The organism is Microvirga aerilata, from assembly GCF_016743775.1.
GTDB lineage: Bacteria > Pseudomonadota > Alphaproteobacteria > Rhizobiales > Beijerinckiaceae > Microvirga > Microvirga aerilata.
Genome location: NZ_JAEQMY010000012.1, coordinates 103,211 through 122,916, shown reverse-complemented (window position 1 = coordinate 122,916; position 19,706 = coordinate 103,211). Strand labels below are relative to the sequence as shown.

Genomic DNA, 19,706 nt, shown 5'->3' with positions numbered 1-19,706 from the left:
TCTAGCTTCCATCATCATGATCTTCGAGCGACCCCGGACGCTTTTGCCGCCGTTCCTGCTGTCGCTCCTTTAATTCCCAGGAGAGGCGTGTGCCCTGAGCACGGCCTGTTCGATGCCATGAACCAGCAGAAGAAGAGCGGGGATGCGACCCGCGATGTTTTGAGATTCACCTTCCGCCACTGGCGCGAAGAACCGCGCTACGTGGTGCTGATCGTCGCCACCATGATGATCTCCACCCTGGCCGATGTGTTCATGCCTGTCTTCGCGGGGCAACTCGTCGATGCCATCGCCATGGGCGGCAATGATCGCGAGGCTGCCTTGCGGGCGGCGCTCATGGCGTTCGCCTTCATGACGGGGCTTGGCCTGCTCATGATCGTCATGCGGCATCTGGCCTTTTACGGCATCGTGGAGCTGACGCTGCGCGTCATGGGGCGCGTGGCGCAGGATGCTTTCGCCCGCGTCCAGCGCTTCTCCACGGACTGGCATGCCAACTCCTTCGCCGGCTCCACCGTGCGCAAGATCACGCGCGGCATGTGGGCGCTCGACCTCATGCACGACACGCTCCTGCTGGCGCTGCTGCCCTCGCTCACGGTGCTGGCCGGCTCGATGATCGTGCTGGGCTTGCGCTGGCCGGTAATGGGCGTCGTCATCGGCTTGAGCGCACTCGGCTACATCGTGATGACGGCGCTGCTCTCCACCCGCTATGTGGCGCCCGCCGCCCGCCTGGCGAATGCCTGGGACACGCGGGTCGGCGGCACCTTGGCCGACGCCTTGAGCTGCAATCCGGTCGTGAAGGCTTTCGGGGCGGAGGCGCGGGAAGACGAGCGCCTGACCTGGGTGCTGACCAAGTGGCAGAAGCGCACGAGCCGCCTCTGGCAGCGGGGTACCAACAGCGGCACGGTGCAGTTCATCGCGCTGCTCGGGATTCGCGCGGCCATCATCGGCACGGCCATCTGGCTGTGGTGGGACAACCGCGCCACGCCGGGGGACTTGGCCTACGTGCTCACCACCTATTTCGTGATCCACGGCTACCTGCGCGATGTGGGCATGCACATCAACAACCTGCGCCGCTCCGTTAACGACATGGAGGAGCTGATCGCGATCCACCAGGAGACGGTGGGCGTGCCCGATCGTGCGGGTGCAAAGCCGATCCTGATCGAAAGGGGCGAGGTCACCTTCGACCGCGTTACCTTCCATTATGCCGGACATGACACGCCGCTGTACCAGGACCTGTCCCTGACGGTTCATGCCGGCGAGCGGGTGGGCCTCGTGGGCCCTTCCGGATCGGGCAAGACGACCCTCGTCAAGCTGATCCAGCGCCTTTACGACGTGACCGGCGGCGAGATCCGCATCGATGGCCAGAGCATTGCCAGCGCCCGGCAGGCGTCCCTGCGCGCGCAGATCGCCATCGTGCAGCAGGAGCCGATCCTGTTCCACCGCACGCTTGCGGAGAACATCGCCTATGCGCGCCCGGGCGCCTCCATGGCGGAGATCGAGCGGGCGGCGCGACTGGCCAATGCGCATGACTTCATCATGAGCCTGCCCAAGGGCTACTCGACCCTCGTGGGCGAGCGCGGCGTCAAGCTCTCCGGCGGCGAGCGCCAGCGGGTTGCGATTGCCCGGGCCTTCCTGGCCGATGCGCCTATCCTGATCCTCGACGAGGCGACCTCCGCGCTCGATTCCGAGTCCGAGGTGCTGATCCAGCAGGCGATGGAGCGGCTCATGGTGGGGCGCACCTCCATCGTGATCGCCCACCGCCTCTCGACGGTGCGGGCGCTCGACCGCATTCTCGTGTTCGAGAGAGGCCGGATCGTCGAGGAGGGGGATCACCACAGCCTCTACCGCAAGGGCGGCCTCTACCGTCGCCTGTGCGATCACCAGGGGCTGGATCTCGCCAAGGGTCACCGGGCCGATATGGCGGCAGAGTAGGCGCGTCTGGACAAGGTACCCCAAGGCTCATAAGGAGAATCCCATGTTCGAAGTCAAAGACATCCCCATCTCCGACAACAAGCGGGACTTCTACGCCTCGCTCGCCCAGCAGCTCTCCGGACTTCTGGAGGGCGAGCCGGACATGATTGCGAATGCCGCCAACATGTCGGCCCTGATCTACCAGTTCCTGCCGGATCTGAACTGGGCCGGCTTCTACTTCATGCGCGGCGAGGGCCTCGTTCTCGGCCCCTTCCAGGGCAAGACCGCCTGCGTTCGCATCGCGGTGGGACGCGGCGTCTGCGGCACGGCCGTCGAGCGCAAGGAGTCGATCCTGGTGCCGGACGTTCACGCGTTCCCGGGGCATATCGCCTGCGACAGCGCCTCCCGGTCCGAGCTCGTCGTGCCCCTGATCAAGGACGGGCGGGTTCTGGGCGTTCTCGACCTCGACAGCCCCAGCCCGAACCGGTTCGACGAGGAGGATCGCGAGGGCTGCGAGAGGTTCGTGCAGATCTATCTCCAGGCTTCCGAGATCTCGCTTTAGTTATCGAGCATGCCGTCCGCCTATATCGACACCTACTACAGCCGGACCGCCGCCACATCGGACACCTATCCCCCTGCGGCCGGCCGCATCGAGGCGGATATGTGCATCGTCGGCGGCGGCCTTGCCGGTCTCACGGCGGCCGAGAAGCTCGCCCGCAGCGGCCGGTCGGTTGTTCTGCTTGAGGCCCAGCGCGTGGCCTGGGGCGCGTCGGGCCGCAACGGTGGCTTCGTTTCCGCCGGCTATGCCACAGGGTTGTCCTCCATCGAACGGCGGGTGGGCGCAGAAGGAGCCAAGGAGCTCTTCCGCCTCTCCATGGAAGGCGTGGAGATCGTACGGCGGCATATCGCGAGTCTCGGCATCCATGAGGCGCGTCCGGTTCCAGGCATCGCAAAGGCGCTGCGCTACAATTCACGTGGTGCCTTGCAGGCTGCCAGCGAGCGCCAGCGCCGCGAGTTCGGATTGGATTTGCGCTATCTGCCGCGGGAGGAGGTGAGAGGCCTGTTCGCGTCGCCCAAATACCATGAGGCGGTGCTCGACGAAGGCGCCTTCCATTTCCATCCCCTGAACTACGGACGCGCCCTGGCGCGCGAGGCGGTGCGGCAGGGCGCTGCGATCCACGAGAGCTCGGCCGTCGTGTCCGCCGATCTGGAGGGCGCGCGAAAGGTCCTGCGCACGGCCGAGGCCGAGATCGCGGCTGAGCATGTCCTGTTCGCAACGGGAGGATACACGGGCAGCGTGCTTCCCGAACTGGGAAAGGCGTTCCTGCCGATCGCCACCTATGTCCTGCTCACGAAGCATGCGCCGGATCTGGTGCGCAGCGCCATTCGGACCCAGGCCGCTATTTTGGACGACCGCCGCGCCGGGGACTACTACCGCGTGGTCGACGACGGAAGCCGCATCCTCTGGGGTGGACGCATCACCACGCGCACAACCGATCCGCGCGATATCGCAGCCCTGCTCCGGCGCGAGATGGTGACCACCTATCCGCAACTGGCCGATCTGAAGGTCGATGTCGCCTGGTCGGGGCTCATGTCCTATGCCCGGCACCTGATGCCGCAGATCGGGCAATCGAGGCCGGGCGTCTGGTACTGCACGGCCTTCGGCGGTCACGGCATGAACACCACAGCCATCGGCGGCACGATCATCGCGGAAGGGATCGCCGGCGAGAGCGACCGCTATCGCCTCTTCGCGCCTTTCGGCCTTGCATGGAATGGCGGCCTCCTGGGGCGTGCCGCTGCCCAGCTCACTTATTGGGGTTACCGGCTGGCCGACACGGCCAGGGAACTGCGCTCCCGATAGGGCTGGGCGCCCGCTCAAAGCCTGATGGCTGAGGTTGCGATCCACAGAAAGGCCAAGCCGAACCCCAGCCCGATCAGGTTCATGAGATGGGCCAGTGCATCATTGCCGGGGTGACGTTTCCCCATTGCGTCCACCATGCTTCTTCAGGATCCGGAAGAGTTGGTGAGACGAATAATGCTTAAGCTTATTTTCTGTCTAGAGGGTTAATAAAGGTTTTGTGTCGGCTGTGGATCGTTCCGACCCAGGGCTCCGGTGCTCGACGGTCGGGTGGGGCTGTACCAGCCCGACCCAATATCGGGGGCCGCATCGAATCAGAGATAGAAATCGCCTTTGGAAAGCGCCGAGAGCCCTGCGACCGCGATCTTGAAGTCGGCGGACCTGTCGCCGTTCACGTCGCCTGACACCACTCCATCGACGAAGCGAAGCTCCCCGGCCTTGCCGTGGAACCCGGCTTGCCCGAGGAAGCTGAAGGCTTGGTCGCCGGCGATCTTGGTGTTGGCGTCGATCCCCCTCAGATCGATGTGATCCGTCCCTCGACGGAAGTCCTTGATCGTATCGATGGAAGAACCGCGCGAGTCGCTCAACGCCTGGAAGATGAAAACGTCCGCGCCGCTGCCGCCGAAAAGAATATCCTTTCCGCTCTGCCCGTAGAGCTTGTCGCCTCCCGTGCCGCCATCCAGCACGTCGCTGCCGCTCCGGCCGTAAAGCGTATCGTTCCTTGCCCCGCCCTTGATCTGATTGGCGGCGCTGTTTCCGTACAGGCTGTCGTTGTAGGAGCTGCCAAGGAGCCCCTCGATACTTGAATAGGAATCCCCGGAGGCATCGCCCTGATTGGCTTTCGGCGACTGGAGATCGGCCCGCACGCCCGCCTTCGCTGTCGAGTAACTTGCCAGGTCCTTGCCTGTGCCGCCGCTCAGCATGTCCTGCCCGGTTCCGCCGATGAGCACATCGTCGTTGCTCAGGCCATAGAGCTTGTCGCTGCCCGCATTGCCTCGCAGGGTATTCTGGGCAACGTTGCCCTTGATGGTGTCGTCGCCCGAGCCGCCATGGGCGTTCTCGATCAGGGAGCGCGTGTCGCCCTGGTGCAGGAGCGCATTGGCGATATTGCCGACGGCGAGCTTCGAGCTGTTCCAATGGAGTTTGGCGCGCTGCTCCTGCGATGTGGTCGTCCATGCGCCAGGCTGAAGGTCAACATTCAAGGCAGTCGCATAGCCGGAGAAGTCGTAGGTATCGGTGCCGCCGCCATCCCACACGGTCAGGAGGATCCGGTTTCCTCCGGCAGCTCCTTGGCCTATGCCGTCGACCGACATCTCGCCCGTGCTGGGGCTCCAGGCATAGTGCGTTGCACCGCCATTGGTCGCGTAGTTCGCCCCATAGATGTGCTGGAGAGCGGCGATATCGTACATCATGAGCGACTGGGCATAGCCCCAGGTCTCGTTCATGTACCCGGTCTCGGTCGAGGCTCCCGCATAGGAGCGATAGCTCATCACCGTGTATTCGATGCTGTCGCGATTCGCCGGCATCACGGTGCCCTCGTGCGCATGCTCGAGCCCGAGGGCATGCCCGATCTCGTGCACGATGGTCAGATAGGCGTAGTTGCCCTTTGCTGGGCTTGCATAGTTCCTGCTGGAATTATTGACCCAAACATCTCCGCCGGTTGCATCCGTCGTCGGAAAGTAAGCCCACGCCGTGCTGGGCGCGTCCGACTGCGCGAACCGCAGGTCGGCAGACGGCGTGCTCGATCCGCCGATTTCACGGAAGGTCAGGTTGCTGGCCGCTGAGAACAGGTTAAGGGTAGAGCGCGTCACCGCCTGCTGCGCTGCGTTGAAGGCGCCGAAACCCTTTGCGGCTTCGCCGTCTCCATAGGAGGCCTCATAAGCACTGGAAGCTGTGGGAAAGCTGTAGGTCAGGTCGCTCGGCTCCCACCTGAAATTCCCCAGCACAGCGTCAATATAGGCGTTTCCTGCAAAGCTGTATGTTTGGACAGCAGGCATCGGTCGTTTCAATCGCAACAAGAAATGATTGGGTTGCGCCGGAAAACGGCGCGTTTTCAGAAACCTGGCGCAATCATGGCTTCAGCCGCGAAGCATTCCTGCTGCGGACAAGCTGATGGTCGCTACCGGCTCAAGCACGGAGTCGCGCTACAATAGCTTATGATGTTTCATCGGATATCTGCCCCAGGCGCGAAAGCTTATTGTTGAGCTCTTCTCGCGCAAAAATTATTTGATTGAAGCTATCCTAAAGGAATGAACACAGGACTAAAAGCGTATCGTTTGTTGGCAAGTCCGTTCGGACAACGTGACGCAGCAAGGGGCCGGCTCCGTTTATTCCTACTCCCTGCCTATGCCCTTCAGGGCGAAGATGGCATGCTCTCGTTCCGGCCGCCGAGTGCTTGCGGGTAAGCCCGCCGCTGATGCTTGGCCTGAGCTTGAATTGAGGCGGGCTGCGTGACGCTCTCTTTGGTCTTACATTGTTCTTGCCGCTTGACGATGGCTGCTTGCGCCAGGATCCGAATATCTTCGAGGCGCCACTCTTCCGTGAGCCAGGATCTGCCGATGATTTTCAGGATTGTCTCGAGCGTGGCATATGGATCTGCGATCTCAGGCGCTACAGCCGAGTTCTTCATTGCACTATCCCCCTTCGCGCCGGAAGTTTTCTCCGGTCTGTCTTGTCAGGATCCCTTCATCCTGATGGAGACGGATACCTGCGTCACAATTATTGCAAGACAGTATCGCGAAAGACAACTGCGCCTTTGGTCATGGGGAGGCTGGCTTGAGCACACCATGCATGACATGTTGCCAGGTGAGTCGAAGCTGGCGCCCTCCCATGCTGTAGATCCCGTCTGGGAAACGCATGATCCGCTGTACTCTCCCCCCGAATTGGTCCCACGACCCTCGCTATCCTTAAGGAAAGCTTTATTTCAGCCCGCCCTTATGGGCTAGAATCTACCCCTTATTGATTAGACCAGGTGATGTATCACTTGATCATGTCTGTTCTTTCCTCCTTCATAGAAACAATCGTCATATTGCGTAGGGTTTGTCTCAGGGGAGCGGGCAATGTTTAGAGATGAAGTTGGTCATATCGCCAGTTCTAATGTGCAGGCGGGTAGAGCAGCAAATGCTCAAAGTCAGACCATCGCAACTCTGTTGCTTTGTGAAAACTCGCTGCTGCGCGTGGGGCTCCAATATATCCTATCAGGATCTTGCTTTTCCGTTTCTGATATAAACTTTCAAGAAGCTTTGTCCTTGATCGGCAGCTCTGACCCGACACCCAAGCTGTACCTTATCGACGCGAGCGAGGCCTCGGGCCGGACGATTGAGATTGCCAGAGAGATCAAAGGCAAAAACTCCTCGGCTCGCATCGCCATGATCGCCGATCATTTCGACCTCAGCTTCGTACAGGCGGGCGTTTCGGCTGGAGTGGATGGCTTCTGCATGGCCGGAAGCGGACGCGATGTCCTGATCAAATCCCTTGAACTCATCATGTTGGGCGAGAGGATTGTGCCAGGTGTCCTGCTGCGCTCGATGCTCCAACAGGCCTCCATGCCCGCTGAGGCGGCTCACGCGAGCATGCCGACCAACCAGACGCCTCCTGATCCGAGAGTTCATAAACTGTCGCCTCGTGAGACCGTGATCCTGCAATCCCTCATGGGCGGCGACCCTAACAAGGTCATTGCGCGCAAGCTGGACATCACCGAGGCGACGATCAAGGTTCACGTCAAAGCGATCCTGCGCAAGATCGGCGCCGCCAATCGCACCCAGGCTGCCATGTGGGCAACAGGCCACCTGCCGCCGGGGATGGGAATTTCCGCGAAAGCTTGATCAAGGGCGGAGAAACGGCAAGACGTCCGGATCGTCTGCGATCCGGACCATGACCGCCGGTCGGATCCCTTCCACAGGGACGCGCGATCTCTCGCCGCCTGACGCGAAAACGGCAACCAGCGGCCGATACGATCCTGTGCGTAACGTCTCTGAGACCCGCTTGGCAGCATCGAACCCTTGTCTTGCAACAAGGCATCGGCTTCTGGCGCGGTCGGCTGGTGCTGCCAGAGAGGATCGAACTCTCGACCTCTCCCTTACCAAGGGAGTGCTCTACCACTGAGCTACGGCAGCGCGCCAACGGGGAGGGCCGCTTACTGCCACAGTGCAGCCCTCCGTGCAAGCTTGAAAATGATCTTTATTCGGCCGCCTGCACTTTCGGCTCCAGGGGGAGCCTGAGCGCCGTCCAGACCTCCACGAGAGCTGCGGCCAGGGCGTCGATATGGGCGTTGGAGTGGAAGGGGCCGGGCGTGATGCGCAGGCGCTCCGTGCCGCGGGGCACAGTGGGGTAGTTGATCGGCTGGATATATATGCCGTGCTTCTCCAGCAGGCGGTCGGAGGCCGCCTTGCAAGCCTCCGCATCACCCACCATCACCGGCACGATATGCGTGACCGTATCGAGCACCGGCAGGCCGGCGCCGGCCAGGACCGCCTTGGTGCGGGCAACTTGGCGCTGCTGCTGCTGGCGCTCGGTGGACGATCCCTTCAGATGCCGGATCGAGGCCGTGGCGGCGGCGGCGACGGCTGGGGGGAGGGCCGTGGTGAAGATGAAGCCGGGCGCGAAGCTGCGGATGGCATCCATCACCACCTTGGTGCCCGTGAGATAGCCGCCCATCACCCCGAAGGCTTTGCCGAGCGTGCCCTCGATCACGTCGATCCGGTGCATGGCGCCTTCGCGCTCCGCGATCCCGGCGCCGCGGGGGCCGTACATGCCTACCGCATGGACCTCGTCGATATAGGTCATGGCGCCGTAGCGCTCGGCCAGGTCGCAGACGGCATGGATGGGGGAGATGTCGCCGTCCATGGAATAGATGCTCTCGAACACGATGAGCTTGGGCCGGTCGCCGGCCGCCTGGAGCAGCTCCTCCAGGTGTTCGAGATCGTTGTGGCGGAAGATCGCCTTGTCGCAGCCGGACTGGCGCACGCCCTCGATCATGGAGTTGTGGTTCAGCGCATCCGAGAGGATCAGGCAGTTCGGGATCAGCCGGGCGAGCGTCGCGATGCCGGTCTGGTTGGACACGTACCCCGACGTGAAGACCAGAGCGGCCTCTTTGCCGTGGAGATCCGCGAGTTCCGCCTCCAGGGCAACGATGGGGTTGCTGTTGCCGGAAATGTTGCGGGTGCCGCCGGCCCCGGTGCCCAGCCGCCAAGCCGCTTCGACCATGGCGCGGGTCACGTCACGGTTCTGGCCCATGCCGAGATAATCGTTGGAGCACCAGACGGTGATGGGCCGCTGACCTTCCGGGGAATGCCAGATCGCCTGGGGATAACGGCCGGCCAAGCGCTCGATGTCGGCAAAGACGCGGTAGCGCCGCTCCGCTTGGAGATGCTCGAGGGCTGACGTGAAGAAGTTCTGATAATCCATCATCTCACCGGGTGGGCACTGCAATGCCCAGGGATACTAAGGTCTTATTATGCCAGATGGCATTGATCCGGGTCAAAGTCTCGGAACTGCGACATTACGGTTGAGGGCCGCCTGCGAAGCCTCTATTGGGTAAAGGCGACGACGGGTCGCTTGAACCATGACTGACGTGAAATCGCAACAAAAGGCCGACCGGCTCAAGGCGGCCTTGAAAGAGAATCTGAAGCGCCGCAAGGCTCAGGCCCGTGGACGGCAGGCCGTGAGGATGTCGGGAACCGAAAGCGGGAGCTTGAGCGTTTCGGCAGAGCGCGACAAGCCGTCCGACTAGCCTGGAGGGCCGAAGGCGCGCATAGCGCATGGCTCAGATAGATATTGCAAGGGGACTTTGATGGATCGCATTCGCATTACGGGCGGCGCGCCTCTCAACGGGTTGATTCCGATTTCAGGCGCCAAGAATGCGGCCCTGCCTCTCATGATCGCCAGCCTGCTGACGGAGGATACGCTTGAGCTCGGCAATGTGCCGCGGCTCGCCGATATCTCTTCCCTCCTGCGGATCATGAGCAATTTCGGCGTCGATCACTCGATCGCCGGCCGCCGGCCAGGACAGTCCACCGAGACGGGTCAGACGATCCGCCTGACGGCCAAGAACGTCATCGACACCACCGCTCCTTATGAGCTGGTCTCGACGATGCGGGCGAGCTTCTGGGTGATCGCCCCCCTGGTTGCCCGCTTCGGCCGGGCCAAGGTTTCCATGCCGGGCGGCTGCGCCATCGGTACCCGCCCGGTGGACCTGCTCATCATGGCGCTGGCCAAGCTGGGCGCTGCCATCGAGATCGAGGCCGGCTATGTGGTGGCAACGGCTCCCAAGGGGCTCATCGGGGCCGAGATCGACTTCCCCAAGGTGACGGTCGGCGGCACCCACGTGGCCCTGATGGCGGCAACCCTTGCCCAGGGCACCACCGTGATCCGCAACGCCGCCCGCGAGCCGGAAGTGGTGGATCTCGCCGAATGCCTCATCAAGATGGGCGCCAGGATCCAGGGCGCCGGCACCTCGGAAATCGTGGTGGAGGGTGTCTCCCGCCTGAATGGCGCCTCCCACGACGTGATGCCGGATCGCATCGAGACCGGCACCTACGCCATGGCGGTTGCCATGACGGGCGGGGACCTGGTGCTCGACAACACCCGGCCGGACTGTCTCCAGGCCGCCCTCGACGTGCTGGGACAGGCGGGAGCCGAGGTATCGTCAACCCATGGCGGCATCCGCATCCGGCGCAACGGCAATGGCATTCAGCCCGTCGATATCACGACGGACCCGTTTCCCGGCTTCCCGACCGATCTGCAGGCCCAGTTCATGGCCCTCATGACCCGCGCCAACGGCACCTCGCGCATCCGTGAGACGATTTTCGAGAACCGTTTCATGCACGTGCAGGAACTTGCCCGCCTTGGCGCCCAGATCCGCCTCGACGGTGACAGCGCCTATGTGGATGGCGTTTCCGGGCTCAAGGGGGCCCCGGTGATGGCAACCGACCTGCGTGCCTCCGTGTCCCTGGTGATTGCGGGCCTCGTGGCCGACGGCGAGACCACCATCAACCGGGTCTACCATCTCGATCGCGGATTTGAGGCGCTGGAAGCCAAGCTCATGCGCTGTGGTGCTCAGATCGAGCGCGTCAGAGGTTAAAACAAGCCAAAAGGCCGGCGCTCCAGCCGGCCTTTTCTTTTCTCGGGCCTTTTCCCGGGAAATTTCCGGCCCTCGGCCCCGGGACGGCAGCCGCACTTCAGCGGAGAGGTTGCGCCCGGGCAGGGGGCTCTCTACCTAAACCTCAAAGTTCAACAACAGGTTGGTAGGCCCATGGACCTTCTGAGACTCGTCGCGTTCGACCCTGAAGATCTTGCCGTCATCTCCGCACATCTCCAGGATTCCCTGCTGCGCGTCGGCGATATCGCCTATCTGCCCAAGGAGCGGCGCTTCGCCATCCAGGTCCGCCGCTATGACTGGGAGGCGGCCACGCCCCAGCGCCGCCTGACCTGCATGCATTTCGAACATGTCACGAGCGTGCGCGTGCGGGGCATCGAGCAGACCAATAAGGATGCCGTTCTTAACCTTCTCGCCATTGCGTTCGAGGAGCGGAATGCGCCCTCGGGCACCGCTACCTTGATCTTTGCCGAAGGTGGGGCCATCCAGGTGGATCTGGAGTGCGTCGAGATGCAGATGAAAGACACCGGCCCCGTCTGGGCGGCCGAAAGCCGTCCCTCCCACGAGGACCAGCCGCAGCCGGCGGAGCGCCTCTGATGGCGCAAAGGCTCGATGCGCGGGAGCCGTCCTTCCCGCAGGCGTTCGCCGAACTCCTGTCCGCCAAGCGCGAGGTGTCCGAGGACGTGGACCAGGCGGTCCGCGCGATCATCGAGGATGTGGTCGTGCGGGGCGACGAGGCCCTGATCGACTATACCTATCGGTTCGACGGACTGGCGCTCCAGCCTGAGACCTTGCGGGTCTCCGATGCCGAGATCGATGCCGCGGAAGCCCAGTGCCCCAGGGAAGCCCTGGAGGCGCTTGCCTTCGCCAAGGAGCGCATCGAGGTCTACCATCAGACGCAGCGCCCGCAGGACTCCATGACCACGGACGCCCTCGGCGTCACCCTTGGATGGCGCTGGAACGCCATTGAGTCCGTTGGACTCTATGTTCCCGGCGGCCGAGCCAGCTACCCTTCTTCCGTTCTGATGAACGCCGTGCCCGCAAAGGTTGCGGGCGTTCCCCGCATCGCCATGGTTGTCCCGACCCCGCGTGGCGACACGAACCCGCTCGTCCTGGCGGCCGCGCGCCTTGCCGGTGTCGACGAGGTCTTTCGCATCGGCGGTGCGCAGGCCATAGCGGCGCTCGCCTACGGCACCTCCTCCGTCCGGCCGGTCGCCAAGATCGTGGGGCCTGGCAATGCCTATGTGGCGGCCGCCAAGCGGCGGGTGTTCGGTCAGGTGGGCATCGACATGATCGCCGGTCCCTCCGAGGTGCTCATCCTCGCGGACGCCCACGGCAATCCGGAGTGGATCGCGGCCGATCTCCTGGCCCAGGCCGAGCACGATCCCGCGGCGCAATCCATCCTCATCACGGACAGCGCTGCTCTTGCCGATTCGGTCGAGCAGGCGGTCGAGCGTCAGCTCAAGACCTTGCCGAAGGCTGACATCGCAGGGGCAAGCTGGCGCGACTACGGCGCGATCATCCTGATCGATCACCTGGAGAATGCCATTCCTCTTGTGGATCGGCTGGCTCCCGAGCATCTCGAAATCGAGACGGATGATGCGGAGGAGCTCGCGAGCAGGGTCCGCAATGCCGGCTCGATCTTCCTCGGCAGCCATACGCCCGAGGCCATCGGCGATTACGTGGGCGGCCCGAACCACGTGCTGCCCACGGCCCGCTCCGCCCGGTTCTCGTCGGGCCTCGGCGTGCTTGACTTCATGAAGCGAAGCTCGATCCTGAAATGCGATGCGGAGGCCCTGCGGGCGCTCGGCCCCGCAGCCATCGCCCTTGGGCGATCGGAGGGGCTGGAGGGGCATGCGCGATCGGTTGCGATCCGCCTGAACCTCTAGCGCATCGTGCGGAGGAGTGGATCCGGTTTTCGCCGACGCGGCACACCGGGTTCGGCTCAAACGATGCGTGGGTCTTAGGGAATGAGCATCGGATCAACCCAAAAGTGGATCCCACTTTGAGGTCCGAGGCTCTGAAGCAGGCGGAGGCGGGATGGCGAGCGAAGCAAAGGAGCAGAGGCGTCTTGTGGCCGTCACGCTCGACGAAGCCTCCATCGGCCGGGGCAACCCCGATCAGGAGCATGAGCGGGCCATCGCCATCTACGACATCCTCGAAGAGAACACCTTCGCGTTGCCGAACTATGATGGCGGCCCTTATGCGCTGCGCATTTCGCTCATCGACAAGAAGCTTTGCTTTCAGGTCGACACGCAGGACGGCGCGCATCTCATCTCCCACCATCTGTCGCTGACGCCGTTCCGCAAGGCGATCCGCGACTACGAGATGATCTGCGACAGCTATTACCAGGCCATCCGCTCCGCCTCGCCCGCACAGATCGAAGCCATCGACATGGGGCGCCGGGGGTTGCACAACGAGGCCGCCGAATTGTTGATGAAGCGTCTCGACGGCAAGTTGATCCTCGATTTCGACACGGCGCGGCGCCTCTTCACGCTCATCTTCGCCCTGCACTGGAGGGGCTGACGCTTGGAGGAGCCCCGCTCGAAACGGATCCACTCGGTTCTGTTCGTCTGTGCGATGAATGCCGTGCGCTCGCCCATGGCAGAGGCCCTCGCGCGCCACTATTTCGGCAAATCGATCTATGTGCAGTCGGCAGGCGTGCGCAAAGGCGAGACGGACGGCTTCATGGCATCGACCCTGTCGGAAATCGGCATCGACGCCTCCAAGCACAAGCCGCGCACCCTGGAGGAGCTGGAGGAGTGGGAGGGGCTCAATTTCGACCTCATCATCTCCCTCTCGCCGGAGGCGCACCATGCCGCTCTCGAGCTGACGCGGACGATTGCGGCCGATGTGGAGTACTGGCCGACACCGGATCCGACCATCGCGCAGGGCTCGCGCGAGCAAGTGCTCGACGCCTACCGCAATATCCGCGATGGCCTGATGTACCGCATTCGTCTGCGGCTCAAGCAGGGCTCACCCAAGAGCCCTGATGATGGCGAGGGTGCCTAGGCCTGCCACGAGGCCGACAATGTCGATCCGCGTGACGGCCATCGCAACGACAGCGGCGCCCAGGGCGACGAGCGCCGGCCAGCCGTTGTCGATCACGGCGGGCAGAATGGTGGCCAGGATGATGGAGCCGGGCAGAGCGCGTAGGCCCCGTTCGAAGCGAGGCGTGATGCGCACCCGGCTCATGACCACGACACCTGCGATGCGACAGAGGAACGTCACCAAGGCCATGGCCGCTATGGCCATCACGGAGCCCCAGGGACTTGCAATGAAGGTCCCGAAGGTGGTCATTCGATCAGCATTCCGGCCACGACCCCGGCCAGAGCCCCTGCAATGATGAAGGCATAACCGGGCACGAGGGCATGGACAATGAGCGAGACCACACCGGCCACCAACCAGGGCAGGGCGGATTTTGCGCCCTTCCAAAGGGGAACAAGCATGACCCCGAAGAAGATCGGCATCACGAGATCGAGGCCGAAGCGCCTTGGCTCCGGCACGAGGGCGCCTGCGAAGTACCCTGTGAGCGTGGCGAAGAGCCAGACCAGCCAGAGGATGAGCGCGCAGCCCAGCAGCACCCCCACGTCCCTCCCGCCCTGGTTGTGGTAGCGGGTGCCGATAAGCCAGCCGGCCTCGGTGAGGAGAAAGAGGTTGAGCGCTGTGCGGGCGAGCGGCTCGTCCTTGAGCCAGGGCTGAAGGGTCGCGCCCAGAAGGATCATGCGCGCGTTCACGACGGCGGTCACCGTGACGATCGTGAGGATCGTCGTGGGCGACCAGACCTGCTGCCAGATCTCAAGGCCGACCATCTGGGAGGCGCCTGCATAAACGAAGGCGGAGAGGCCGAGGGTTTCGCCGAGCGACAGCCCCTTCTGGGCCGCTGCCGTGCCAAAGGCTATGGCGAACATGATGAAGCCGGGGAAGGCGGGCAGGGCGGCGCGAACGCCGTGGCGCAGGCCGGCTCGGGAAAAGTGAGGGCGGGGAGCGGGGGACATGAGCGTCACGCTCTGTGCCTTCCCGCATCCCCGCCGTCAATCGGCAAATGGCAGGGCCGACCGATGGTCGGCCCTGCAGTGGAGTTTAACCGGTCACGCCGTTGACGTATGGAGCCACCTCGACATAGCCCTCGTAGATCATCTTGAGCGCCACGTAGAGGATGATGGCCAGGCCCACATAGGCAATCCAGCGATAGCGCTGCAGCAGGCGGGCGATGTAGGAGGCTGCAAGGCCCATGAGAGCGATGGACAGCAGGAGACCGAAGGCCAGGATGTAGGGATGCTCGCGCGCTGCGCCGGCCACGGCAAGGACGTTGTCGAGGGACATGGACACGTCGGCGATGACGATCTGCCAGGCTGCCTGGGAGAAGGTCTTGCGCGGGACGCCACCGGCGACGGTGCCGTCCTGGTTGATGTCGCGGCCCTCCAGAGCCTCTTCCGCCGCATGCTGCTCCGCCTCATGGCCCGTGCGTAGCTCGCGCCACATCTTCCAGCACACCCAGAGAAGGAGAACGCCGCCTGCGAGCAGGAGGCCTACGATCTGGAGAAGCTGCGTTGTGAGAAGAGCGAAAATGATGCGCAGGACGGTTGCAGCGAGAACGCCGAGCAGGATCGCCCTGTTGCGCTGCTCCTTAGGAAGGCCCGCGGCCGCAAGGCCGATGACGATGGCATTGTCGCCGGCCAGCGCCAGGTCGATGCCGATGACCATCAGGAAGGCCACGACCTCCGGGGAGAAGTATTGTGAGAGCTCAAACATGCGTTGCCTCATATGTCGGTTCGGGAGCAGCGCATGCGAAACGCTCAAAAGGGCGCATCCGGCACCAGCATGGTCCGAAATCATTCGGGCCAGAGGCCGAGATGCAGGCAAAACCGTCTTTTTGAACGAACCCAGGCCGTCCTGGTTTTCATCCAGTCCGACATCGCCGCTCAAAGGGAGCGACCAGAGGGGCCCGGCCTGGCTATACCGGGTCCATCTAGACAAGACGGGGCGAGGGATCAAGGGACCCTTCATCCGCTTTGGGCAGGTGTCCAATAGTTTAATAGACCTTTTTTCTCCCCTTGCTGCACTGATGCAGGCATCCATCTCCATCGGGATGGGTCTTGTTGAGAAGCTTTACCCTCCAACAAACAGTAGCTTGATCCGGCCTGCCGCCTTAGGTCATATCGGGTTGAAGAACCTTGGCGCATAAGGCGTCCGTCGGGAGGTCGTCCATGTCTCTTTCTCATGAAGGCTCCGGTCTCCCGGGCCCCCGAGGGCCGATCCGCGCCCCGCAAAGCTTGGCCGGGGGGATCCTGCTGATAGCTCTTGCGGCCCTGGCGTTGTGGCTGACCCGGGATCTCGATCAGGGCACCCTGAACGCCATGGGCCCCGCCATGCTGCCGCGCTGGCTCGCCATGGCCGTGGGCCTCTCCGGTCTGGCCCTGCTCGCCTTTGCCTTCATCAAGCAGGGCGATGTGCTCGAGCGCTGGAGCCTGCGCGGCCCGGTCTTCGTGATCGGGGCGATCCTGGCCTTTGCCGTCACGATCCGACCCTTCTCCTTCGGGCCGCTCGCCATGCCGGGGCTCGGCATGGTGGCGGCGGGTCCGCTGGCCATCATCATCGGTGGCTTTGCCACCCCCGAGGCGCGCCTGCGCGATCTCGTGATCCTGGCCTTGAGCCTGACGCCCTTCTGCATGGTGCTGTTCGGCGATCTCCTGAACCTGCCGATCCCCATCTTTCCGCAGGCCCTCACCGGGTTGTTTCCCGCCGACTGGTCGCAAAAGGCGGTGCTGCGCGCCACCGCCGCGATCATGGCCGTTGCGGCGGCCATCCTGTTCTTCGCAACCCGCAGCCGCCGCACGAACCGGATCGACGTCGCCGATCACAGTGGGAGAATCTGATGGGTGACTTTTTCTCCAACCTGAGCCTCGGCTTCGGCGTCGCCCTGACCCCGCTCAATCTCGGACTGGCGTTTCTGGGCTGCCTCGTCGGCACTCTGATCGGCGTTTTGCCGGGCGTCGGCCCGATTGCCACCATCGCCATGCTGCTGCCGATCACCTTCGGGCTCGATCCCACCGGCGCGCTCATCATGCTGGCCGGCATCTATTACGGCGCGCAATACGGCGGCTCGACCACGGCAATCCTCGTCAACATCCCCGGCGAGGCCACCTCCGTGGTGACCGCGCTCGACGGCCACCAGATGGCCCGCCAGGGCCGCGCGGGCGTGGCGCTCGGCATTGCGGCCATCGGCTCGTTCTTTGCCGGCACCGTGGCAACCCTCGTGATCGCAGCCCTGGGCGTGCCGCTGACCGGCCTTGCGCTCATCTTCGGCCCGACGGAGTATTTCTCCCTCATGGTCATGGGCCTCGTCTTCGCCGTCGTGCTGGCACGTGGGTCGATCCTCAAGGCCATCGCCATGATCCTGGTGGGCATCCTGCTTTCCACCGTGGGCACGGATCTCGAGACCGGCGAGGAGCGTATGACCTTCGGTCTGCCCATCCTCTCCGACGGCATCGACTTTGCGGTGCTGGCCATGGGCATCTTCGGCATCGCCGAGATCATGCGCAATCTCGATCATACCGAGCACCGGGACGTGGTGAGGCAGGCCATCGGCCGCTTGCTGCCGAACAAGGAAGACTTCCGGCAGTCCTACAAGCCGGTGCTGCGCGGCACCTTCATTGGCGCGATCCTCGGCATCCTGCCGGGCAACGGCGCTGTGCTCGGGCCTTTCGCGGCCTATACGCTGGAAAAGAAGCTCGCCAAGGACCCGAGCCGCTTCGGCCGCGGCGCCATCGAAGGCGTGGCAGGCCCCGAGAGCGCCAACAATGCCGGCGCGCAGACCTCGTTCATTCCGCTGCTGACGCTGGGCATTCCGCCGAATGCCGTGATGGCCCTGATGGTGGGCGCCATGACGATCCACGGCATCATCCCGGGCCCGCAGGTGATGACCAAGAACCCGACCCTGTTCTGGGGCATGATCGCCTCCATGTGGGTGGGCAACCTGATGCTGCTGGTGATCAACCTGCCGCTGGTGGGCATGTGGGTGCGCCTGCTCAAGGTGCCGTACCGGCTTCTGTTCCCGGCGATCCTGATGTTCTGCTGCATCGGCATTTACTCCATCAACTCGCTGCCCACCGACGTGATGTTCATCGGCCTGTTCGGGTTTGTGGGCTACATGCTGATCAAGTTCGGCTTTGAGCCGGCGCCGATGCTGCTTGGCTTCGTGCTCGGTAAGCTGATGGAGGAGAACCTGAGGCGCGCGCTGATCATCTCGCGCGGCTCGCTTGAGACCTTCATCGAACGCCCAATCAGCGCGGGCCTGCTCGCAGTCGCCGCTATCCTGCTTGTGATTGCGCTCCTGCCCTCCATACGAAAGGGGAGGGACGAGGTGTTCACGGAGTAGCTTGTCTTCGAAGGTGCCTTGCCCAATTGTAAGGCCATAACTTTCCAGGGAGAAAACAGATGAAGAAGATCACTTTGGCCCTTGCCGCCGTTGCCGGCTTGGCCGCAACGGGCGCCCAGGCCCAAGGATACCCGACCCGCCCGATCACCATGATCGTGCCCTTCGCGGCCGGAGGCCCGACGGATGTGATCGCCCGCATCGTGACCGACAACATGAGCCGCACGCTAGGCCAGCAGATCGTGATCGAGAACGTGGCAGGCGCCGGCGGCACGACGGGCATCACCCGCGCTGCGCAGGCTCAAGCGGACGGCTACACCATCATGATGGGACACATGGGCACCCATGGCGCAGCGCCGGCCCTCTACCCGAACCTGAAATACGATCCCACCAAGGACTTCGCCCCCATCGGGCTTGCCGCCGGCACGCCGATCGTGATCGTGGCCAAGAAGGACTTTCCGGCCACCGACCTCAAGGGCTTTCTCGATCACATGAAGGCCAATGGCGAGAAGGTGAACATGGCCCATGCGGGCGTGGGCTCCGTCTCCCACTCCACGGGCATCTTCTTCAACTCCGTCATCAAGGCGAAGCCCACCATGGTGGCTTATCGCGGCACCGGCCCGGCCCTGAACGACCTCATGGCCAACACGGTCGACTTCATGACCGACCAGATCGTCAACGTGGCACCGCAGATCCAGGGCGGCAACATCAAGGCCTTCGCCATCGCGACCCGTGAGCGCTCCCCCGTGCTGCCGAACGTGCCGACCACCAAGGAAGCCGGCCTGGAGGGCTATGAGGTCAGCGCCTGGAACGCGGTCTTCGCCCCCAAGGGCACTCCTCCGGATGTGGTCAAGAAGCTCAGCGACGCTCTTATGAAGTCCCTCGACGACGAGAACACCAAGAAGCGCCTTCTCGAGCTTGGCGGTGTCATCCCGACCGGCGCAGAGCGGACCCCGGAAGCCCTGCAGAAGCTCGTCGAGAGCGAGGTCGCCCGCTGGACCCCGGTTCTCAAGGCGGCCGGCGCCACGGCGGAATAAGCTTTTCCAAGCTTGAACATGGATGCGGCGGGCTCCACAAGCCCGCCGTTGTCATTTCGGGCCCTCAAACCGCCAAACAGGTCTTGAAATTGCTCGCCCGGGCGATTACACCCTGCCTCACGTGCAGCCGTAGCTCAGTTGGTTAGAGCACCAGATTGTGGATCTGGGGGTCCCCCGTTCGAGCCGGGGCGGCTGTACCATCAATATCAAAGGCTTAGGCCTCGCAGGTTCGAGGGCAGCTTACCAGAGAAGAAGGTTGGGGTAACAAACGGGGTAACGCTCGCCTGGTGTCTGGCACGTGCTGCCTATAGGGCCCCACAAATCTGGCCTTCGGCTTCCATCCCGATATCAGGTCCTATTCTAAGGAGGAGGCGGATCGCCTGCGGTGCCCCTTCACAAAAATCATCATTGAAATGATATTACAGACGT

Annotated in this window: 19 protein-coding genes and 2 tRNA genes; 14 read left to right on the top strand and 7 right to left on the bottom strand. The window is 63.4% G+C overall.

Annotated features, from left to right (window positions below; translation table 11 throughout):
* Nucleotides 1–117 precede the first annotated feature (117 nt).
* The 3 genes from JKG68_RS10970 to JKG68_RS10960 are packed head-to-tail and all read left to right on the top strand — an operon-like array spanning nt 118 to nt 3,769.
* Nucleotides 118–1,929, top strand: a complete 1,812-nt coding sequence (locus JKG68_RS10970; protein ID WP_202059272.1) for an ABC transporter ATP-binding protein — start codon at nt 118–120, stop codon at nt 1,927–1,929.
* A 43-nt stretch (nt 1,930–1,972) separates the two neighbouring features.
* Nucleotides 1,973–2,470 (top strand): free L-methionine (R)-S-oxide reductase MsrC, encoded by a 498-nt coding sequence (msrC, locus tag JKG68_RS10965; RefSeq protein WP_202059204.1) that lies wholly within the window; start codon nt 1,973–1,975, stop codon nt 2,468–2,470.
* Between the two features lie 9 nt (nt 2,471–2,479).
* Nucleotides 2,480–3,769 carry an NAD(P)/FAD-dependent oxidoreductase gene (locus JKG68_RS10960; protein WP_202059202.1) on the top strand — a complete coding sequence of 430 codons (1,290 nt, stop codon included), beginning with the start codon at nt 2,480–2,482 and terminating at the stop codon, nt 3,767–3,769.
* 311 nt (nt 3,770–4,080) lie between these two features.
* Here JKG68_RS10960 and JKG68_RS10955 read toward each other — a convergent pair whose 3' ends face one another.
* On the bottom strand, nt 4,081–5,763 hold the full coding sequence (locus tag JKG68_RS10955) for a M10 family metallopeptidase (protein WP_202059200.1): 1,683 nt from the start codon (nt 5,761–5,763) through the stop codon (nt 4,081–4,083).
* Nucleotides 5,764–6,119: 356 nt separating this feature from the next.
* Nucleotides 6,120–6,395: a hypothetical protein gene (locus tag JKG68_RS10950; RefSeq protein WP_202059198.1), complete on the bottom strand. Its 276-nt coding sequence runs from the start codon at nt 6,393–6,395 to the stop codon at nt 6,120–6,122.
* Nucleotides 6,396–6,825: 430 nt separating this feature from the next.
* Between JKG68_RS10950 and JKG68_RS10945 the strand changes: the two genes are divergently transcribed.
* A complete protein-coding gene (locus tag JKG68_RS10945) occupies nt 6,826–7,590 on the top strand; it encodes a LuxR C-terminal-related transcriptional regulator (RefSeq protein WP_202059196.1) in 765 nt (254 codons plus the stop codon).
* Between the two features lie 216 nt (nt 7,591–7,806).
* Here JKG68_RS10945 and JKG68_RS10940 read toward each other — a convergent pair.
* Both JKG68_RS10940 and hemA read right to left on the bottom strand, forming a co-directional pair.
* Nucleotides 7,807–7,881, bottom strand: a tRNA-Thr gene (locus JKG68_RS10940).
* A 64-nt stretch (nt 7,882–7,945) separates the two neighbouring features.
* A complete protein-coding gene (gene hemA / locus JKG68_RS10935) occupies nt 7,946–9,172 on the bottom strand; it encodes a 5-aminolevulinate synthase (protein WP_202059270.1) in 1,227 nt (408 codons plus the stop codon).
* A gap of 157 nt (nt 9,173–9,329) precedes the next feature.
* Here hemA and JKG68_RS10930 point away from each other — a divergent pair, with 157 nt between their 5' ends.
* The 6 genes from JKG68_RS10930 to JKG68_RS10905 all read left to right on the top strand — a co-directional run bounded on the left by JKG68_RS10930 (nt 9,330) and on the right by JKG68_RS10905 (nt 13,874).
* Nucleotides 9,330–9,497, top strand: coding sequence for a hypothetical protein (locus JKG68_RS10930; protein WP_202059194.1), 168 nt, complete (start codon nt 9,330–9,332; stop codon nt 9,495–9,497).
* Between the two features lie 60 nt (nt 9,498–9,557).
* Nucleotides 9,558–10,847: a UDP-N-acetylglucosamine 1-carboxyvinyltransferase gene (gene murA, locus JKG68_RS10925; RefSeq protein ID WP_202059192.1), complete on the top strand. Its 1,290-nt coding sequence runs from the start codon at nt 9,558–9,560 to the stop codon at nt 10,845–10,847.
* Nucleotides 10,848–11,018: 171 nt separating this feature from the next.
* Nucleotides 11,019–11,459, top strand: a complete 441-nt coding sequence (locus JKG68_RS10920; RefSeq protein WP_202059190.1) for a DUF2948 family protein — start codon at nt 11,019–11,021, stop codon at nt 11,457–11,459.
* A complete protein-coding gene (hisD, locus tag JKG68_RS10915) occupies nt 11,459–12,751 on the top strand; it encodes a histidinol dehydrogenase (RefSeq protein WP_202059188.1) in 1,293 nt (430 codons plus the stop codon). The genes JKG68_RS10920 and hisD overlap by 1 nt, the downstream gene beginning before the upstream one ends.
* 151 nt (nt 12,752–12,902) lie before the next feature.
* Nucleotides 12,903–13,388: a UPF0262 family protein gene (locus tag JKG68_RS10910; RefSeq protein ID WP_202059186.1), complete on the top strand. Its 486-nt coding sequence runs from the start codon at nt 12,903–12,905 to the stop codon at nt 13,386–13,388.
* Between the two features lie 3 nt (nt 13,389–13,391).
* Nucleotides 13,392–13,874: an arsenate-mycothiol transferase ArsC gene (locus JKG68_RS10905; protein ID WP_210346289.1), complete on the top strand. Its 483-nt coding sequence runs from the start codon at nt 13,392–13,394 to the stop codon at nt 13,872–13,874.
* Here JKG68_RS10905 and JKG68_RS10900 read toward each other — a convergent pair.
* The 3 genes from JKG68_RS10900 to JKG68_RS10890 form a co-directional block, all read right to left on the bottom strand.
* Nucleotides 13,839–14,162 (bottom strand): branched-chain amino acid transport AzlD family protein, encoded by a 324-nt coding sequence (locus JKG68_RS10900; RefSeq protein ID WP_202059184.1) that lies wholly within the window; start codon nt 14,160–14,162, stop codon nt 13,839–13,841. The two genes, JKG68_RS10905 and JKG68_RS10900, sit on opposite strands and share 36 nt — an antisense overlap.
* The gene (locus JKG68_RS10895) at nt 14,159–14,860 is read right to left on the bottom strand and encodes an AzlC family ABC transporter permease (protein WP_202059266.1); all 702 of its coding nucleotides are present in this window, start codon (nt 14,858–14,860) and stop codon (nt 14,159–14,161) included. Before JKG68_RS10895 ends, JKG68_RS10900 begins: the two co-directional genes overlap by 4 nt.
* Nucleotides 14,861–14,945: 85 nt before the next feature.
* A complete protein-coding gene (locus tag JKG68_RS10890; RefSeq protein WP_202059182.1) occupies nt 14,946–15,617 on the bottom strand; it encodes a TerC family protein in 672 nt (223 codons plus the stop codon).
* A gap of 455 nt (nt 15,618–16,072) precedes the next feature.
* Between JKG68_RS10890 and JKG68_RS10885 the strand changes: the two genes are divergently transcribed.
* The 4 genes from JKG68_RS10885 (at nt 16,073) to JKG68_RS10870 (ending at nt 19,477) form a co-directional block, all read left to right on the top strand.
* Entirely contained in the window at nt 16,073–16,741 is a 669-nt protein-coding gene (locus JKG68_RS10885; protein WP_202059180.1) for a tripartite tricarboxylate transporter TctB family protein, read from the top strand.
* A complete protein-coding gene (locus JKG68_RS10880) occupies nt 16,741–18,243 on the top strand; it encodes a tripartite tricarboxylate transporter permease (RefSeq protein ID WP_202059178.1) in 1,503 nt (500 codons plus the stop codon). Before JKG68_RS10885 ends, JKG68_RS10880 begins: the two co-directional genes overlap by 1 nt.
* A 59-nt stretch (nt 18,244–18,302) precedes the next feature.
* A complete protein-coding gene (locus JKG68_RS10875; RefSeq protein WP_202059176.1) occupies nt 18,303–19,277 on the top strand; it encodes a tripartite tricarboxylate transporter substrate-binding protein in 975 nt (324 codons plus the stop codon).
* Nucleotides 19,278–19,400: 123 nt separating this feature from the next.
* A tRNA-His gene (locus JKG68_RS10870) sits at nt 19,401–19,477 on the top strand.
* Nucleotides 19,478–19,706 lie beyond the last annotated feature (229 nt).

Excerpts from the sequence above, each read along its gene's own strand:
- hisD (WP_202059188.1), top strand. The coding sequence starts at position 11,459 with ATGGCGCAAAGGCTCGATGCGCGGGAGCCGTCCTTCCCGCAGGCGTTC.
- murA (WP_202059192.1), top strand. The coding sequence starts at position 9,558 with ATGGATCGCATTCGCATTACGGGCGGCGCGCCTCTCAACGGGTTGATT.
- JKG68_RS10895 (WP_202059266.1), bottom strand. The coding sequence starts at position 14,860 with ATGTCCCCCGCTCCCCGCCCTCACTTTTCCCGAGCCGGCCTGCGCCAC.
- JKG68_RS10945 (WP_202059196.1), top strand. The coding sequence starts at position 6,826 with ATGTTTAGAGATGAAGTTGGTCATATCGCCAGTTCTAATGTGCAGGCG.
- hemA (WP_202059270.1), bottom strand. The coding sequence starts at position 9,172 with ATGGATTATCAGAACTTCTTCACGTCAGCCCTCGAGCATCTCCAAGCG.
- msrC (WP_202059204.1), top strand. The coding sequence starts at position 1,973 with ATGTTCGAAGTCAAAGACATCCCCATCTCCGACAACAAGCGGGACTTC.
- JKG68_RS10930 (WP_202059194.1), top strand. The coding sequence starts at position 9,330 with ATGACTGACGTGAAATCGCAACAAAAGGCCGACCGGCTCAAGGCGGCC.
- JKG68_RS10890 (WP_202059182.1), bottom strand. The coding sequence starts at position 15,617 with ATGTTTGAGCTCTCACAATACTTCTCCCCGGAGGTCGTGGCCTTCCTG.
- JKG68_RS10970 (WP_202059272.1), top strand. The coding sequence starts at position 118 with ATGAACCAGCAGAAGAAGAGCGGGGATGCGACCCGCGATGTTTTGAGA.
- JKG68_RS10950 (WP_202059198.1), bottom strand. The coding sequence starts at position 6,395 with ATGAAGAACTCGGCTGTAGCGCCTGAGATCGCAGATCCATATGCCACG.
- JKG68_RS10960 (WP_202059202.1), top strand. The coding sequence starts at position 2,480 with ATGCCGTCCGCCTATATCGACACCTACTACAGCCGGACCGCCGCCACA.
- JKG68_RS10885 (WP_202059180.1), top strand. The coding sequence starts at position 16,073 with ATGTCTCTTTCTCATGAAGGCTCCGGTCTCCCGGGCCCCCGAGGGCCG.
- JKG68_RS10875 (WP_202059176.1), top strand. The coding sequence starts at position 18,303 with ATGAAGAAGATCACTTTGGCCCTTGCCGCCGTTGCCGGCTTGGCCGCA.
- JKG68_RS10920 (WP_202059190.1), top strand. The coding sequence starts at position 11,019 with ATGGACCTTCTGAGACTCGTCGCGTTCGACCCTGAAGATCTTGCCGTC.
- JKG68_RS10955 (WP_202059200.1), bottom strand. The coding sequence starts at position 5,763 with ATGCCTGCTGTCCAAACATACAGCTTTGCAGGAAACGCCTATATTGAC.
- JKG68_RS10880 (WP_202059178.1), top strand. The coding sequence starts at position 16,741 with ATGGGTGACTTTTTCTCCAACCTGAGCCTCGGCTTCGGCGTCGCCCTG.
- JKG68_RS10910 (WP_202059186.1), top strand. The coding sequence starts at position 12,903 with ATGGCGAGCGAAGCAAAGGAGCAGAGGCGTCTTGTGGCCGTCACGCTC.
- JKG68_RS10900 (WP_202059184.1), bottom strand. The coding sequence starts at position 14,162 with ATGACCACCTTCGGGACCTTCATTGCAAGTCCCTGGGGCTCCGTGATG.